The sequence below is a fragment of the Flavobacterium plurextorum genome (assembly GCF_024638035.1).
In the GTDB taxonomy this organism is placed as follows: Bacteria; Bacteroidota; Bacteroidia; order Flavobacteriales; family Flavobacteriaceae; genus Flavobacterium; species Flavobacterium plurextorum.
Genome location: NZ_CP100442.1, coordinates 4453458 through 4468796 on the forward strand (window position 1 = coordinate 4453458; position 15339 = coordinate 4468796).

Here is a 15339-nt window from a genome sequence, read left to right on the forward strand (position 1 = left end):
ATCGTTATATAAAAATTGATCTGCTTCGCACTTTTACGCATTTCGGAATTTGTCTGGACGCTAAAGCTTTCATCATGCCATGCTCTCCGTACTTCCGGCTCATCTTATAAATCTTAATCACCATAATAGTCCCAGCTGCACCGATTAAAACAACGCAGAGAAGTGAAGGAATGCCGATTATAAAAAGTATGGCAAAAACGATCATCAGTCCGACTACTCCTCCTCCCAGATACCATATATACTGGGCTTTAAGGCCTTTAAACTCAATTGACTGATTGATTCCTTTGTTGATCTGATAAACGCTGCTCATCTTTGAGAATGCTTATACACCAAAGAAAGATTTGATTACTGTGGCCACTACCACAAGAAATACGCAGCTTCCAAACCATGCTGCAGCAACCTTGCCTGTGTCAGGATCTCCTGCATTCCATTTCTGGTAAACTTTTACGGCACCTATTAGCCCTAGTATGGCACCAACTGCATACATCAATTCTGTTCCTGCATCAAAATAACTCCTCACCTTTTGGTTCGCTTCATTTATTCCTGCCACTCCATCCTGGGCATATGCATTTCCATTAATAATAAAAAGCAAAAAAATTACGCTTAGCAGATTCTTGCTCCTTTTGAAAAAACACTTTAATTTTATTCCATCATTCACCATCGTACATCATTTTAAAGATTAATACTAATTCAAAAAGCAGAGGAACAGCGCCGTCTCATCATCTATTCTCCTTGTCACATTATACCATACCGCACTAGAGCGGACGGGGAAAGTTCCTCTGCTGTTTTTTAATTATTGTCTTCCCATAATTCATCAGCCTCACTTGAAGTAAGAAGCAGTTCAGGATGCTTTTCGGAATCAAGAGCAAGTAAAATGTTTACATTGCTTCGCAAAGAAGAGATCTTCACATAGGGATAATCAGAAAAAATTAATCTGATATAATTCTTAAATTCTAGATTTGATCTTTTTAAGTCGGCACTTTCCGAAACTGCAGAAGTTAAACGTGCTGACAGTTCTTTAACCTCGTCAAGGGTCGCAAATGATTCATCAAATGCTTCATTAAGATTTGAGTGGTTAGTTTTTTCTTGATCGAAAGATTGGAATGGATCATTGATTGGCTTCTTTCGCAAGTGCAGAAAATCAATTTTCTTTTTGCCCTGCAGAATTTCCTTTATTTCAAAAGAATAATAGCGCAATCCAACAAACAGATACCATAAAATTAATAGAGCAATAACAGTTATAATGTAACTGTTCCATGTAATAGAATTTAACATAGCATTTTCATTTATCATTCAACATCATCTCATACTATGAATAAACCAAGAAGAACAATTATGGTTTATTATACAGTCCAAAGTAACTTCGGAAATAAAACTTCTACAAGTACAACTTTTTCTGTACCCTAGTTGTACCCCTGTACCCCCTCAGTAATCTAAGGGGCTGACCGAATGAAAAAAAATTGAGTCCATAAAAAAACCTCCTTAAAAGGAGGTCTATTTTACAGCTTACAATTGCTAATCTTCTATAATTTTCTTAAACATCATCAGTTCAGAGTCTTTTTTATCAATAATCTTCCAGCCGTTGTCAGAGAGAATAAAATATGCTTTTTCTTTCTTTTCTTCTGGAAGTCCAGGCCATAACACTCCAAATTCATTAAGTTCGTACTTGACAATATATTCTGCAACTGCCATTTTTTTATCGCTAGTCTCGGAAGTTATCTGAATGATTTTATCAAACTTTTTCATTCCGATTTTAACTTTCTGGATTTTGTATTCTCTATCTTCTAATGTCGTTTCCAGCAGAAAAGGTTTTGACAAGTCCGTAAATTCAATCAAAGGTTTATCTCTATCTTTAAAGCCTCTAATTTTCATTATCTCTACAAAGCCTTTTTCTTCTAATTCTGAGTCCAGCATTCTTTCTGCATGCACAGGATCATTGCAGAAAACTTCAAAATCAATCTCTTTAGGAAATTGGTGTTTTTTTACAATCATAGTTTCTGCTGTTTTACTATCCAGTTCATTATTCTGGCAGCAGATAAACAATAGACTGAACAATGGCAGTATTCTTAATAGTGATTTCATAATCTCATAAATTAAATTAGTATTCTTTTATATGCTTAATAATTTTCTCCAATGTTTTAATTACAAATTCTTTGTCTTTTTCTTCCGGATTATATGACTTGCTCCTCACCGACTGGTATGACAAATTTCTCTTGAACGGCGTTGAGAGATATGGAACGATCGTCTTAAAGATTAGACTCATTGATTTTGCCTTAAGTATTCTCGTTTCGTCCGTTGCCCTTAAAATTAGTCCTATCTGGTCAGATGAAAGCGTACACTGAATTTTATTTTCCACTGTTTGATGAGATGGAATGGTATTTCTCCGAGAAAGTGGATGTGCTGATTCTTCAAATTCATCGCGACTCTGAAGAAAACTTATCTCAGAAGTAAACCAATTCTCCAAGACATCCTTAATATTCTGATGGCTGGCATCAAAGGTTATTTTTACATTAGAGTGTAATTGCTTGAAGTCTTTGAAAAACAGCAGCAGCAGATTCAATTTGGCTGAGTGATTTTCAGTGGCATAAATCTGTTCAGTCATTCTTTCCGTCAGAATTGAAATATATTGTACGGAATTAAAATTATGGTCAATCAGCAGTTCATCTAGCGGGGTGAAAATCGAAGGATTTTCCATATCACCCGAATGCTCCTCCAGAAGCTTTGAAAGTTCTCTAAAGTAAAGAATGCGCCGGTATGTAAGTTTCTTACCGTTGTCAGCCTCGATTGCATTCTGAAGTATTTTAACTACTCTTTTAATAGTCAATTTATCAGGCTCTGCGCTTAAATTTCTTTTATTAATTCTCTGCAGTTTTAACGCAAGTTCTTTTCTGCACACCATTAGATAGGTAATTGGTACTCTCTCATCGAGACTTAGAAAGTACGAAAACCTATCCTCAATGAAAGAAATGAGATAATCCAGATTTGTAATTAGAAGATCAGCAAGGCGTCTTATTTTTTCAGATTGAAGGACTTTCTCTGTTCTATTCTCTATTATGCTGTCGAGCAGAAAAATCAGTGTTGAATGATACTGCCTGACTGTGACACGAATATGTCTTTTCTTTTTTAATGAAAAAACTTCGTTTTTAAGATGCACTTGAATTTTAATGGATTCTTTGGGAATATTGTCAGAAATAACTTCAATATCGTTATCAGTCAGACTATCAATATTTGTGCTTAATGGATCAAATGTCTGCAGTATCAAAGAATCAAACCATTCTAATGGATATATATTATTCATCATAGTATAGCTTTTTTTGAAAAGTGCATTAACTACCCGCTTTTGAATTTCTCAATAAAATTGGCTCTGTATTCCGACGGCGATAATGAAGTATACTTTTTAAAAAATATTCCAAAAACTGATACACTTGCAAATTCCATTTCTTCCGCTATTTCGGAGAAACTTATCTGAACGTCTTCCAATAGAATTTTCGACTCACTGATAAGTGCTTCTATAATTAGTACTTTAGCGCTTTTTCCAGTTATTTCTTTTACCACTCTATTTAGATATATTGAGGTCATAAATAGAGCACCCGCATAAAACTGAACTTGATGCTGCTTTTTGTAGTGAATCGACAAAATAGTTAGAAACTGCATAACTATATTTTCTTTTCTAGTGAAGTTTGGTAGAACATTTGACGCATACTTTGCATATATTATTTTAAGCTCATAAAGGAATAGATTCAAACTTATTCGTAGAAGTTCACTTTCATACGCTTCTCTCTTTGCTTCTAGATTTACATAATAAATGAGTCTGTATATAAGCGATAAGACTGAATATTCATTTTCATCTAGAGAAGCTTTTATCGATTCTTTTCTGATAAAAAAATAGAAAGAATCAACTAGCTCTTTCTTTAGACAATTTCTAATGGCAAAATCAGATGAGAATGTAACAAGGTAAATTTGCGATTTATCACGGATCTCAAGAATATTACAGTCTGTATCTTTAGGAATTATAATAAGATCTCTCGTCGACAAATCTTGAATAATATCCTCAATTTTCAGTTTGAAACTGCCAGATCTAATAAGTAAAATTGCTAGATTTTCAGACATAAAAGAATCTTCCTTAGTTTGACACTGTTCATACTTTTTAATAAGATGAATGTCGAATCCGTCAATTGGACCATCTTCTATTTTTATATTAATTAAATTCTTTAGCATAACCCTATTTTTAAGGAACTTATTTGAATTAGTCAGTCTTTAAATTTTCTTCTTATAATTAAAAAAAAGAAGAAATACAGATTTGAGAGAGTTGTGATATAAAGCACGTATCCTGAAGTTCTACTAGTATTTCGTAAATTTTGGACATTATAGTTTAAGTCCTCTATTCCATCATAGAAAAATAGACCTAAGATGAAATAGAGACTTATTACATTTATTAAAATCAAAAGCGTGAATAAAATGCTTCGCAGTTTCATTTTTATAGGATTTTATAAATCAACCTAAGTTTATTTGAGCACATTTAGAAGAACTGCCAGATTAATAAATGTCATTTGGTTCTTTTTTAGGAACTCGCCTGATGGTCTATTTGTTACTGAAGTTTGCCAATCCGGATCTCGTTTTCTAGCTTCAGCATATAATGAATATCTTGAAATGGAAGAAACTTTCAAAATTGTATCTTTTTCATCTTCTTCCAAAAGTGAATCTACTACAATAGCTGATTCATATGTAACAATGTGGTCGTAAACTTCATCATAATCATCCTGCTGCTTGCTGATTAGATCTGCAATAAATGAATTCAGATTTACTTTTACTGCAATACTCAAATCGGAATTATCAATAATTTCCACAAGCTTTTCTTCAGGGTTTGCTAAAATTAAGAGAATTAATTCTGGTGTTATAGTAATGATACTTTTACCACTTTGTTTGTTATTAACTCTCTTATCAATCAAAAAAAGGATTTGATTAATTAGCTGTTCATTAGAAGTCGGATATCCATTTTTAGAAACATAAAAATCAAAATCATTGAAAAAATTAATACCTGTTTCTTCAAAAGGATTCAATGTGTTTAAGGCATAAATTGCTTTTTCATTTGTCTGCGGAGCAGAAGTGCTCTCAATTTCTGAATTATAATCTTGGTCAGCCGAACATGATAATAATAAAATTGCAGTCATGCTCATTAATAATAAATTTTTCATTTGATAATAGTTTGATGGTGAACGGGAATTTCCCAGTCCATTTCATCCGGATTGGCAGAACTTTAATTCAGCACTCTGCTAAACATTTTGCCATTGAATTCGAAACAAAACTATTTCGTTAAAAATCGTTCCGCAAGCCATTATGTGTGGATTTCCATGAATTTATAGTATGGATTTCATGGAAATCCATACTTCATTTTAACACAACAATTCCTTAACATTCAATAATTTAACCTATTTTTACAGTTGGCTTTAGCAAGATAATCCTGTAGCGGCAACTTTTTTTTTCAGGATTTATAATATCACAAAGAATTATCTAAAAAAACATTGCCCCTATGAAAAAAAATTTATTATTTGTAATGCTGCTTTGTGCTTTTTCTTTTGATTTCGGATTTGCACAGAAAAAAGAATTTAAAGCTTCTGATTCATTAAAAAATAAAAGTTACACGTACCTTGATGATCAATTATACAATCATCGAAAAGACAGTTCAAAAGCATCCGTTTATCTGCTAACCTATCTAAAAAAAGCCAAAAACGAGAAAAACTGGAAAGAGATAATTTTTGCTTATCAAAACTATCTTCATCATTCACCTGATAAAATGCGCATAATTTATGCAGACAGCATGATTTACACTGCTAAAAAGGCAGGAGATAATACGCTACTTGGTTCTTCATATCTTTCAAAAGGAATTGTATATTATGGACGTAAAGATTATGAGAATGCCTTTCAAAACTATATTAGAGCTAATAACTATATTTCTAGGTCAAATGATAAATACCTGATTAATAAAGTAAGATATCATATGGCCCAAATTAAATACTATCTTGGTTTTTACGATGAAGCTCTCGCGTTATTTAATGATTGCTTAACTTATTTTAAATTAGAAAACACCTCCGCCTATTTAAACACTCTTCACTCCATAGGTGTATGCTATAATAGAATTGGAAATTACGGTTTATGTTCTGAGATTAATAGAAAAGGGATTTATGAGGGTAAATCTCTGGGTCTTTCCGATATGGAGATTTATTTCATTCATTCGGATGGAATTAATGAATATTTCAAAAAAAATTATCAGTTAGCTATTTCTAAATTAGAATCTGTAGTTGAAAAAATAAAAGATAACAGAGATTTTGCTAATGAATCAGTCGGATATTTTTATATTGGAAAAAGTTTTTGGTCTCTAAGAAATAGAGACCAAGCCCTACCCTATTTATTAAACGTAGACAAAGCTTTTCAAGAAAAAAATTACATTAGACCAGATCTTCGGGAATCATACGAACTTCTCATTACTTATTACAAAAACAAAAAAGATCTTAGTAAGCAGATTTACTATATCGATCAGCTTCTCCGAGCAGATACTATACTTAACAATACCTACAAGTATTTAGTAACAAAAATACATAAGAATTACGATACTAAAGAATTGCTGATTGAGAAAGAAAAAATCCAAAATGAAAATAAAAAGATTCATAAAGAACTCGTAAAGGAGAAGCACTATGATCTAATTTTTGCAGGTATAATATTGGTGCTTTTTACAGTTTCGTTTTACCTCAACTATAGGCATCAAAAGAATAAAAAGTTCTATAGAAAGAAATTTGATGAGCTAATGCTTGAATTAAATACAAAACCTAAAGATAAAAAAGAATTGCCAAAAGAAAAATCTCCAACACTTGACATACCATCAGAAACAATTACTTTCATTTTGAATGGACTTCAGAGTTTTGAAGATTCTAAAAAATTTCTAGGAAAAGACCTTAGGCTCAATGTAGTAGCCAACATGCTTCACACAAACTCCAAATATCTCTACAAAGTCATTTCTCATTATAAAGGTAAGCGTTTCGTAGAATATATTAACGATCTTAAAATAAACTATATTATATCGTTACTAAACGATGATCGAATGTCCAGAAAATATAGCAATTCAGCTTTGGCTGAAGAGGCTGGTTTCAGCAGTACACAGCAATTTGCACTAGCATTCAAGCAGAAAACTCAAATGCCTGTTAATTTTTTCATTGAGCAGTTAAGTAAATAATTCATTTTATCGAACTTCTTATAATCTGAAACTTCTAAATTTGCTGACGTAATTAAAAAAACATGACATTATGAAAGATCTAATCGCAAAAATTAGTGCTGAGATTGAAACATTCAGAATAGAATCTGAATCTCTTTCTGAAAAAGGAATTAAAGCTGCTGGAGCAAGAGCTCGTAAATCTTCTTTAGAACTTGAAAAACTTTTAAAGGAGTTCAGAAAAGTTTCTATCGAGGAATCTAAAAAGTAACTTTTCCTTTTTTAAAATTTTTGCCTTTCAAATATTTGGAAGGCATTTTTATTTTTACAACAGTGCTATTTTTGATTAGTAATCTTTAAATCTTTATCAATTTCTTCTACACGTTTAAAAAATTCTGAAATTGATATTTCATAATAAGTACATATTTCGAAAAGTGTACTTATGCTAATATTCAAATTACCAGATTCATTTCTACCAATATGAATTGTCAGATTTTTATTAGCTTTAATATCGTTTGCAACTTTTTCTTGGGTCAAACCAGTTTTCAAGCGAAGTTCTTTAAGAACAAGCTTTACGGCTGTTAGAAGTCTATCATTTTTAATTTGTCCCATAATATACCAAAGCAACCAAGAAAAAAAATCACAAACAATGACATATTTGTCATTTTATTTTTTATCTTTACATCATACATTTTGTAAAAAATATTATTTTTGCGATTCTTCAAAAAAATATTGAAGCATTCGCTTTGAATCTCGGACGGAAAACTGGTAATTTTTAGCAACGGGATGATAAGTACGATGCTCACGTCTTTTGGCGTGGGCTCACTTATTGTTGCATGGTATACCAGTACCTCCGTTCGATAAGCTGAGTTCCGCGCCTTTTTTATTCTACTCATCTTTTTAATTCTTAGCAATTCTTTCTTTATTTTTCTATCGCATTAGTAGTATCTAACCTTGAAATAATAATGCCTGTGAATTAAAAAATTGTTGTTTGCTTTCTCTCAAAGCAAAAAAATGGCCCTCAACGGCAGCGACCAAACTAGCGCAGAGGACCTTAGCTAATCAAAATCAATTTAACTAACCAATCCCAATATTATGAATTATTTTTCATTCTACAAGGATGGGAAAGCACTTTATTGCCTCATATTAACGGCAGTTTTGTTCACTTTTTCATCAGCGTTTGCCGTTAATTCATCTCGGCATTTCAATTTTATTTTCCAACAGAATCAGATAAAAGGAACTGTTACAGATGGCTCTGTTCCTCTACCCGGAGTAGCGATTGGCGTAAAAGGTACTGGTAATAACTACTCTATTACAGACTATAACGGACAGTATATAATTAATGCTGGTGCTAACGACACTTTGATAGTTTCCTTTATGGGATTTAAAACTAAGAATGTCCCAATAAACAGAAGCACAAAAGTCGACATTACGCTACAATACGATACAACAACATTACAGGAAGTTCGGGTAAATGCTGGTTATTATTCCGTAAAGGAAAGTGACCGTACGGGGAGTATTGCTCGAATTACCTCCAAAGATATAGAAAATCAGCCCGTTGCAAACATTCTTGGTACTATGCAGGGAAGAATGGCGGGGGTAAATATTTTTCAGGACACAGGAATGCCTGGAGGTGGGTTTTCCATTCAAATAAGAGGTCAGAACAGCATACGAAACGACGCCAACAATCCTTTGTACATTATCGATGGCGTACCATATTCTTCGCAAAGCGTCGGAAGCACCTACACCTCAACTAATATGCCTTCCCAGAACAGTCCACTTAACAGCATCAACCCGTCGGACATTGAATCTATAGAGGTGCTGAAGGATGCTGATGCGACATCAATTTACGGATCGCGCGGAGCAAACGGCGTTGTTCTGATAACAACCAAAAAAGGAAAATCCGGTAAAACCTCCTTTACTGCCCAATACGATTATGGTCTTGGAAAAGTCACAAGATTTAAAGATGTTCTCTCTACGCCAGATTACCTAGCCATGAGAAGAGAAGCTTTTGCAAATGATGGTGTAGTTAACTACCCGGCCTCAGCATATGACGTAAACGGCACTTGGGATCAGAGCAGAAATACCGACTGGCAGAAAGAGCTTATTGGAGGTACTTCCCAATACACTAATGTGCAGGCATCACTTGCTGGAGGCTCACAACAAACGCAATTTATGCTGAGTGGAAACTACCACAGGGAAACCACCGTATTTCCAGGCAGTTTTGACTATGTAAAAGCAGGCAGCCATCTTAGCCTGAATCATAAATCACTGGATAAAAGATTCCGACTAGCATTTTCAGTTTTGTACAGTGCTCAATTCAGCACCCTCCCATCTTCCGACTTGAGCCAGACCGCCGCAAAACTTGCTCCTAATGCCCCTCCACTTTATGATTCTTTGGGAAACCTTAACTGGGAGAACAATACCTTTGATAATCCGATTGCCTTTTTTGAAGGGAAGACAAAGGGAGATACATATGATCTGATTGTAAACGCAATGCTCTCTTATGAACTGGGAGCCGGCTTTAGCCTCAGCAGCAGTTTTGGATACACAAGCCTGAACCAGCTGCAACTAAACCTGCAGCCTTCCACAATTTTCAACCCTTCTTACGGACTGGGTAGCGAGCTGTCTTCTGTATTCACCAACAATATGAACAGAAATTCATGGATTGCTGAACCACAGCTGAAATGGAAAAAAAACTATAGAAAAGCTGCATTGGAAGCCCTTGCCGGAACCACATTTCAGCAGCAACAGGGAAGTAATCTTGTGACCTATGCAGTTGGTTTTGCTAATAATCATCTTTTAGAGAATCCTGCATCGGCCTCAACAACGACAATAATGAGCAGTGATGAGAACCTGTACAGATACAATTCGATTTTTGCAAGGTTCAATTTCAATTGGACAGGAAAATATATTGTTAACCTGACCTGCAGGCGTGACGGCTCAAGCAGATTCGGTCCGGGAAGGCAGTTTGCCGACTTTGGCGCTGCTGCTGCTGCTTGGGTTTTCAGCGAAGAAGAGGTCGTTAAGGAAAACCTTGGTTTTTTAAGCTTTGGAAAATTGCGTGCCAGCTACGGTACAAGTGGCAGTGACCAGATAGGCGATTATCAATATCTGGACACCTACAGTTCTTCGGGTTATAATTATCAAGGAATTTCAGGAATCCAGCCCAGCAGACTATTTAATCCATATTTTGGATGGGAGGTTAACAAAAAACTCGAAGTAGCTATTGAGACTGGTTTTTTTGAAGATAGGCTTTTTCTGACTGTCGCATGGTTCAGAAACCGTTCTTCAAATCAGCTTGTGGGTATACCGCTTCCCGGTACTACAGGATTTCAATCCATTCAGTCCAACCTTGATGCCGTGGTTCAGAACAAGGGACTGGAATTTACTTTAAGAACCGTTAATATCAAAAACAGTGCATTCAGCTGGACAACAAATTTCAATCTGACTAATACCCAAAATGAACTTTTATCTTACCCCGGACTTGAAGCATCCACTTATAAAAACAGATATGTGGTCGGAGAGCCACTCAATATTCAGAAGGTTTACCATTATATGGGTATTGATCCCATTAAGGGCATTTACTTGTTCGAAGACGTTAATGGCGATGGTGCAATAAGCGCCGCCATTGATAAACAGACAATTAAAAATCTGAATCCCAAATTTTACGGTGGCCTTCAGAATACGATCCGCTTCGGTAATCTTGAATTTGATTTCCTTTTTCAATTCGTGAAGCAGGAAAACTTTAATGAGAATTCAGGGAATGCGATGCCGGGCACAATGAACAACCAGCCTTCGGGAGTTCTCGCACACTGGCTGAATCCCGGCGATGAGGGGCCGTATCAGGGCTACAGCAACAGTAACGGCACTCGCAGCCTGGCAAACACAAGGTTGTCACAGAGCGATGCGGCAATAAGCGATGCCTCTTATATCCGTTTAAAAAACATTTCGCTCTCCTACAAGCTGCCTCAGGAATGGACAAAAAAAATGACTTGCAGACTGAGTATTCAGGGACAGAATGTCCTAACCTTTACCAATTACAGGGGAATAGATCCTGAATTTAAGATTACAGGATACCTGCCTCCGCTACGAATTTACACAACCAGTATACAGATAAATTTTTAATCCTTGCCGAGATGAAAACATTAAATTTAAAAAAATTCCATTTTGCAGTGCTTGCATCATATGCGGGCCTGATTATCTCATGTTCAAATTTTACGGACATAGATCTGCCAGATACCCAGCTTTCTTCTGATGTCATATTTGAAGATAAAGGAACTGCAAATGCAGCCGTCACAAATATCTATTCAAAAATAAGGGAGAGCGGGCTTCTGACGGGAAACAGATCAGGACTCTCCGCTGAACTCGGGCTATATGCGGATGAACTTCAGTTTTATGGACTCTCAGGCACCGCACAAGCCAATTTTTACAACAACACCCTCTTTGCAACTGGTTCCGAAATCGCAGAATTATGGAATAGCAGCTACAGTCAGATTTATGCTGCAAATGCAGTACTCGAAGGAGTTGATAAATCAACCTCTTTGAGTGATGCCGATAAGCGCAGCTTTAGAGGCGAAGCTTTGTTTTCACGGGGATTAATTCATTTTTATCTCTTAAACTCTTTTGGCCCCATACCCTTTATAAGCACAACGGATTACAAAACAAACAGCAAGGTTAGACGAATGGCTGAAAGTGAGGTTTATGCATTGGTTAAGAAAGATCTTGAAGCCGCCGCCGGGTTACTGCCTGTGGAATATATAGGGACCGACAGGGTGAGGCCGAATAAATTTGCAGCAAAAGCTCTTATTGCCCGAGTATGCCTTTATTTGGAACTTTGGGAGGAAGCATCAGATAATGCATCAGCCGTCTTAAACCAGACCAGCTTATACAAATGGCCGCAGTCAAATGAAGGAGTTTTCCTGAAGGAAAGTAGCTCAACAATTTGGCAGCTCATGCCTTCCCGGGCAGGTTTAAATACCTACGAAGGGAACAGTTTTATTTTTCTGCAGGGACCTCCTCCTAATTCCGCAGTTTCCTCTGATCTGGTAAATGCTTTTACTGACATTGATCTTCGCAAAAAGAACTGGCTAAAGGCAGTCTCTGACGGAACCACAACCTGGTATCATCCCTTTAAATACAAAAAGCAGTCTTCAACAGCATCTTCAGTGGAATATTCCATAGTGCTTAGGACTTCAGAGCAGTACCTTATCAGGGCAGAAAGCCGGGCTCATTCGGGGGATCTTATCGGCGCAAAACAGGATCTGAACAAGGTCAGAAATCTGGCAGGACTAGCAGACACCCCTGCCGAAACTGTCCAGCAGATGATCGATGCTGTAATGCAGGAACGACGTCTGGAATTATTTAGCGAATTCGGCCACCGTTTCTTTGACCTGAAAAGGACCGGCAGGCTAGATATCGTTCTTTCAGCGAAAAAACCGCAGTGGAAAACTAGCTGCCGTGTCCTGCCTATCCCGCAGTCAGAACTTTTGCTAAATTCAAATCTTACCCAGAATGCAGATTATTAAGAACTTTTACAATTGTTGCCTTTTCAGGATTTCCTGTTTCATTTTTTGGTTAGTATTCTGTCCCCGCGCTGCGGGGCAGATTGACCAAAAACGCATGCTCACAATTAATGATTATAAATTGTGGAATTTATTAATTCCAGATAAAATATCGGAATCTGGACGATGGGCCAGCTATCGCATAAGGTATGACTACCAGCAGTGCGACACACTGTATGTCCAAACTATTCAAGGACATAAAAAATATGTCTTCCCCGGAGGAAAAGAGGGCATATTTAACGGAGAGCTGGATTTTGCCTGTATTACAAAAGATACACTGCAACTTCTCAACCTTGACACGGGCAAACTTACTACTAAGGCTCGAGCAGTCAGCTTTAAATTTTCAAAAAACCGCAAGTTTATTGCCGTCATTTATAAAACCTCAGACCAAAAGTTTTCACTTGAGATCGCCGATAGAACAGGAAGAATCTTCTTTAGGGAGTCGCAAATTACCAGCTACGTTTTTGACCCAGATCTGAATGGCATGCTTTACGCAACTCAAGAAAATAAAAAATCGGGCATTGCAATGCTGTTTTTTAAGGATTCCGTCATGCATAGACAGGTTTTAGATAATCATACGGACGCTTTTCAGAACCTGATTTGGAAAAAAGAGTCCGTCGCATTTATAGAAAATAAGCCAAATAATGCTTCTCTGTATAGTTTCGAAATAAAAAAAAATAAACTTAGCATTTTAGATCCCCTTCTCGCGGAAGGTTATCCAGATGGTATGAAAATCTCCTGCGAAATATATCAAAATCCAATTCCGTCCCTTGACGGAACATTGGTGTTTTTCTGGATTAAAGAACCGGACGCTGAAGCACTTAAGGGCAGTCCGGAAGATGTGCAGATCTGGAACTCGAAAGACAGGCTAATTACGGGCTATAAAAATTATGCGCCATTTCCCAAGTGGGCAGATAAAATGGCGGCATGGAATATCAAAAACGGGTCTGTTCGCCAGATTACCACTAAAGAATTACCAAGCGGTTTCTTGAGCGCGGATTATAGACATGCATTTGTATATGATCCTGCTGCATATGAACCTCAGACCAGACAGAATTGTCCGTATGATTTATATGCATTGGATATAATGAACGGCCAAAAGGAGCTAATTTCAGCACGTTATCCAGCTGAAACAAAACCCGAAGGTTCTCCGGATGGAAAGCATCTCTGCTATGCCAGAGACGGGCACTGGTGGATTTACAATATCTCTCAAAATAAAAGCACTTGCCTCACATCAGGAATCACTGCATCTTTCTTTGTGGAAGACCTTGACAGACCTGCTGTGGAAGCTTACTACGGGCTTGCGGGATGGACAGAAAATAATGAAGTGATGCTCTATGACAAATTTGACATCTGGAGCATTTCATTTGACGCCAAAGAAAAAAAAAGGCTGACCAGAGGAAGGGAAATCGGGAAGGTTTACAGAATTAAAGCTTTTGATGACAGCAGGTATTACGATGACACGCACGCGGGAAAACATCTCTTTGATCTCCGAAAAGGGCTGCTTCTTGCATCGTCCAGCAGAGATACAGGTGAAACCGGACTAAGCCGTTGGAATGAGCAGTCAGGCATGAAAGATTATCTTTGGGAAGACCGAAAGATTTCACAGATAAGCAAAGCTGAAAAAAAGGACCTCTACATGTTTGTAGAGCAGAGTTTTGTTAATGCTCCCAGGCTGATGATTTATGATTCGCAAGCAAAAGAAATATTTCAGAGCAACGCCCAGCAGAAGCATTTTTTATGGGGCAAAAATGAGCCTATTGAATATATGATGGACGGCAAAAAAGTCAAAGCTATTTTGTTCTATCCCGCCGAATTTGAAAAAGGAAAAAAATACCCCATGGTTCTCCGAATTTACGAGCGACAGTTTTCATTTCTCAATGACTATCAAAATCCTTCCCTATTAATGGGAACGGGATTCAATGTAACCAATTATACGGCTAATGGATATTTTGTCCTATTGCCTGACATTATTTATGAGTATGGAAACCTAAAAGAATCTGTCACAAAGAGCCTGCTCTCGGCAGTTGATGCTGCCGTTGCAAAGGGAGATATAGAAGCAGACAGGATAGGTCTTATCGGACATTCTTTCGGAGGCTATGAGACCGGTCTGGTCATCACCCAGACAGACCGTTTTGCTGCTGCTGTTGCAGGTGCCGCCTGCACTGACCTGATCAGCACTTATCTCGATGTCGGTATATCGTTTGGAAGACCCGCTTTTTTCAGAACAGAAAACCATCAACTTAGAATAGGCAGATCACTATTTGAGGACATGCCTGCATATATTCAGAATTCGCCCGTACTTCTAGCTGATAAAATAAATACACCGCTTTTAGGCTGGACAGGTGAGGATGACAGACAGGTCAATTCGATGCAGAGTATGGAATTTTATCTTGCATTTCGACGTCTCAATAAGCCGCACACCCTTCTTATTTATCCACATGAAGGTCATGAAATACGTAAAAGGGAAAATCAGATTGACCTTAGCAGACGTGTCATGGAATGGTTTGATCATTACCTGAAAAACGACAGAAATATGGAGTGGATGCAACGTGATTTTAAACGTTGACA

13 protein-coding genes are annotated in these 15339 nt (G+C 36.8%); 5 read left to right on the plus strand and 8 right to left on the minus strand.

The genetic code is table 11. From position 1 onward, the window contains the following. Positions 1-4: 4 nt before the first annotated feature. The 7 genes from NLG42_RS19415 to NLG42_RS19445 form a co-directional block, all read right to left on the minus strand. Complete coding sequence (locus NLG42_RS19415; RefSeq protein WP_257681977.1) at positions 5-310, minus strand: DUF4133 domain-containing protein; 306 nt, start codon at positions 308-310, stop codon at positions 5-7. A 12-nt stretch (positions 311-322) separates the two neighbouring features. Continuing rightward, entirely contained in the window at positions 323-661 is a 339-nt protein-coding gene (locus NLG42_RS19420; protein ID WP_257681978.1) for a DUF4134 domain-containing protein, read from the minus strand. 128 nt (positions 662-789) lie between these two features. Next, a complete protein-coding gene (locus NLG42_RS19425; RefSeq protein WP_257681979.1) occupies positions 790-1275 on the minus strand; it encodes a hypothetical protein in 486 nt (161 codons plus the stop codon). A 240-nt stretch (positions 1276-1515) separates the two neighbouring features. After that, on the minus strand, positions 1516-2082 hold the full coding sequence (locus NLG42_RS19430) for a hypothetical protein (protein WP_257681980.1): 567 nt from the start codon (positions 2080-2082) through the stop codon (positions 1516-1518). 16 nt (positions 2083-2098) lie between these two features. Then, the gene (locus tag NLG42_RS19435) at positions 2099-3301 is read right to left on the minus strand and encodes a hypothetical protein (RefSeq protein ID WP_257681981.1); all 1203 of its coding nucleotides are present in this window, start codon (positions 3299-3301) and stop codon (positions 2099-2101) included. A 29-nt stretch (positions 3302-3330) separates the two neighbouring features. Continuing rightward, a complete protein-coding gene (locus NLG42_RS19440; RefSeq protein ID WP_257681982.1) occupies positions 3331-4218 on the minus strand; it encodes a helix-turn-helix domain-containing protein in 888 nt (295 codons plus the stop codon). 287 nt (positions 4219-4505) lie between these two features. Further along, a complete protein-coding gene (locus tag NLG42_RS19445) occupies positions 4506-5195 on the minus strand; it encodes a hypothetical protein (protein WP_257681983.1) in 690 nt (229 codons plus the stop codon). A gap of 335 nt (positions 5196-5530) precedes the next feature. Between NLG42_RS19445 and NLG42_RS19450 the strand changes: the two genes are divergently transcribed. Next, entirely contained in the window at positions 5531-7228 is a 1698-nt protein-coding gene (locus tag NLG42_RS19450) for a helix-turn-helix domain-containing protein (protein WP_257681984.1), read from the plus strand. Between the two features lie 70 nt (positions 7229-7298). After that, positions 7299-7475, plus strand: a complete 177-nt coding sequence (locus NLG42_RS19455; protein ID WP_248729961.1) for a histone H1 — start codon at positions 7299-7301, stop codon at positions 7473-7475. Positions 7476-7540: 65 nt separating this feature from the next. On the opposite strand, the gene NLG42_RS19460 is transcribed toward NLG42_RS19455, so the two are convergent. Next, on the minus strand, positions 7541-7816 hold the full coding sequence (locus NLG42_RS19460; RefSeq protein ID WP_257681985.1) for a helix-turn-helix domain-containing protein: 276 nt from the start codon (positions 7814-7816) through the stop codon (positions 7541-7543). Positions 7817-8299: 483 nt separating this feature from the next. Between NLG42_RS19460 and NLG42_RS19465 the strand changes: the two genes are divergently transcribed. The 3 genes from NLG42_RS19465 (at position 8300) to NLG42_RS19475 (ending at position 15337) form a co-directional block, all read left to right on the plus strand. Then, complete coding sequence (locus tag NLG42_RS19465; RefSeq protein ID WP_257681986.1) at positions 8300-11332, plus strand: SusC/RagA family TonB-linked outer membrane protein; 3033 nt, start codon at positions 8300-8302, stop codon at positions 11330-11332. 11 nt (positions 11333-11343) lie between these two features. Next, on the plus strand, positions 11344-12732 hold the full coding sequence (locus tag NLG42_RS19470) for a RagB/SusD family nutrient uptake outer membrane protein (RefSeq protein ID WP_257681987.1): 1389 nt from the start codon (positions 11344-11346) through the stop codon (positions 12730-12732). A gap of 94 nt (positions 12733-12826) precedes the next feature. Next, positions 12827-15337: a S9 family peptidase gene (locus NLG42_RS19475; RefSeq protein WP_257681988.1), complete on the plus strand. Its 2511-nt coding sequence runs from the start codon at positions 12827-12829 to the stop codon at positions 15335-15337. The last annotated feature ends 2 nt before the right edge of the window (positions 15338-15339 follow it).

Bases quoted from the DNA above. Each gene is read 5' to 3' on its own strand.
- NLG42_RS19445 (WP_257681983.1), bottom strand. From the start codon at position 5,195: ATGAAAAATTTATTATTAATGAGCATGACTGCAATTTTATTATTATCA.
- NLG42_RS19465 (WP_257681986.1), top strand. From the start codon at position 8,300: ATGAATTATTTTTCATTCTACAAGGATGGGAAAGCACTTTATTGCCTC.
- NLG42_RS19420 (WP_257681978.1), bottom strand. From the start codon at position 661: ATGGTGAATGATGGAATAAAATTAAAGTGTTTTTTCAAAAGGAGCAAG.
- NLG42_RS19455 (WP_248729961.1), top strand. From the start codon at position 7,299: ATGAAAGATCTAATCGCAAAAATTAGTGCTGAGATTGAAACATTCAGA.
- NLG42_RS19470 (WP_257681987.1), top strand. From the start codon at position 11,344: ATGAAAACATTAAATTTAAAAAAATTCCATTTTGCAGTGCTTGCATCA.
- NLG42_RS19450 (WP_257681984.1), top strand. From the start codon at position 5,531: ATGAAAAAAAATTTATTATTTGTAATGCTGCTTTGTGCTTTTTCTTTT.
- NLG42_RS19430 (WP_257681980.1), bottom strand. From the start codon at position 2,082: ATGAAATCACTATTAAGAATACTGCCATTGTTCAGTCTATTGTTTATC.
- NLG42_RS19435 (WP_257681981.1), bottom strand. From the start codon at position 3,301: ATGATGAATAATATATATCCATTAGAATGGTTTGATTCTTTGATACTG.
- NLG42_RS19425 (WP_257681979.1), bottom strand. From the start codon at position 1,275: ATGTTAAATTCTATTACATGGAACAGTTACATTATAACTGTTATTGCT.
- NLG42_RS19475 (WP_257681988.1), top strand. From the start codon at position 12,827: ATGCTCACAATTAATGATTATAAATTGTGGAATTTATTAATTCCAGAT.
- NLG42_RS19440 (WP_257681982.1), bottom strand. From the start codon at position 4,218: ATGCTAAAGAATTTAATTAATATAAAAATAGAAGATGGTCCAATTGAC.
- NLG42_RS19415 (WP_257681977.1), bottom strand. From the start codon at position 310: ATGAGCAGCGTTTATCAGATCAACAAAGGAATCAATCAGTCAATTGAG.
- NLG42_RS19460 (WP_257681985.1), bottom strand. From the start codon at position 7,816: ATGGGACAAATTAAAAATGATAGACTTCTAACAGCCGTAAAGCTTGTT.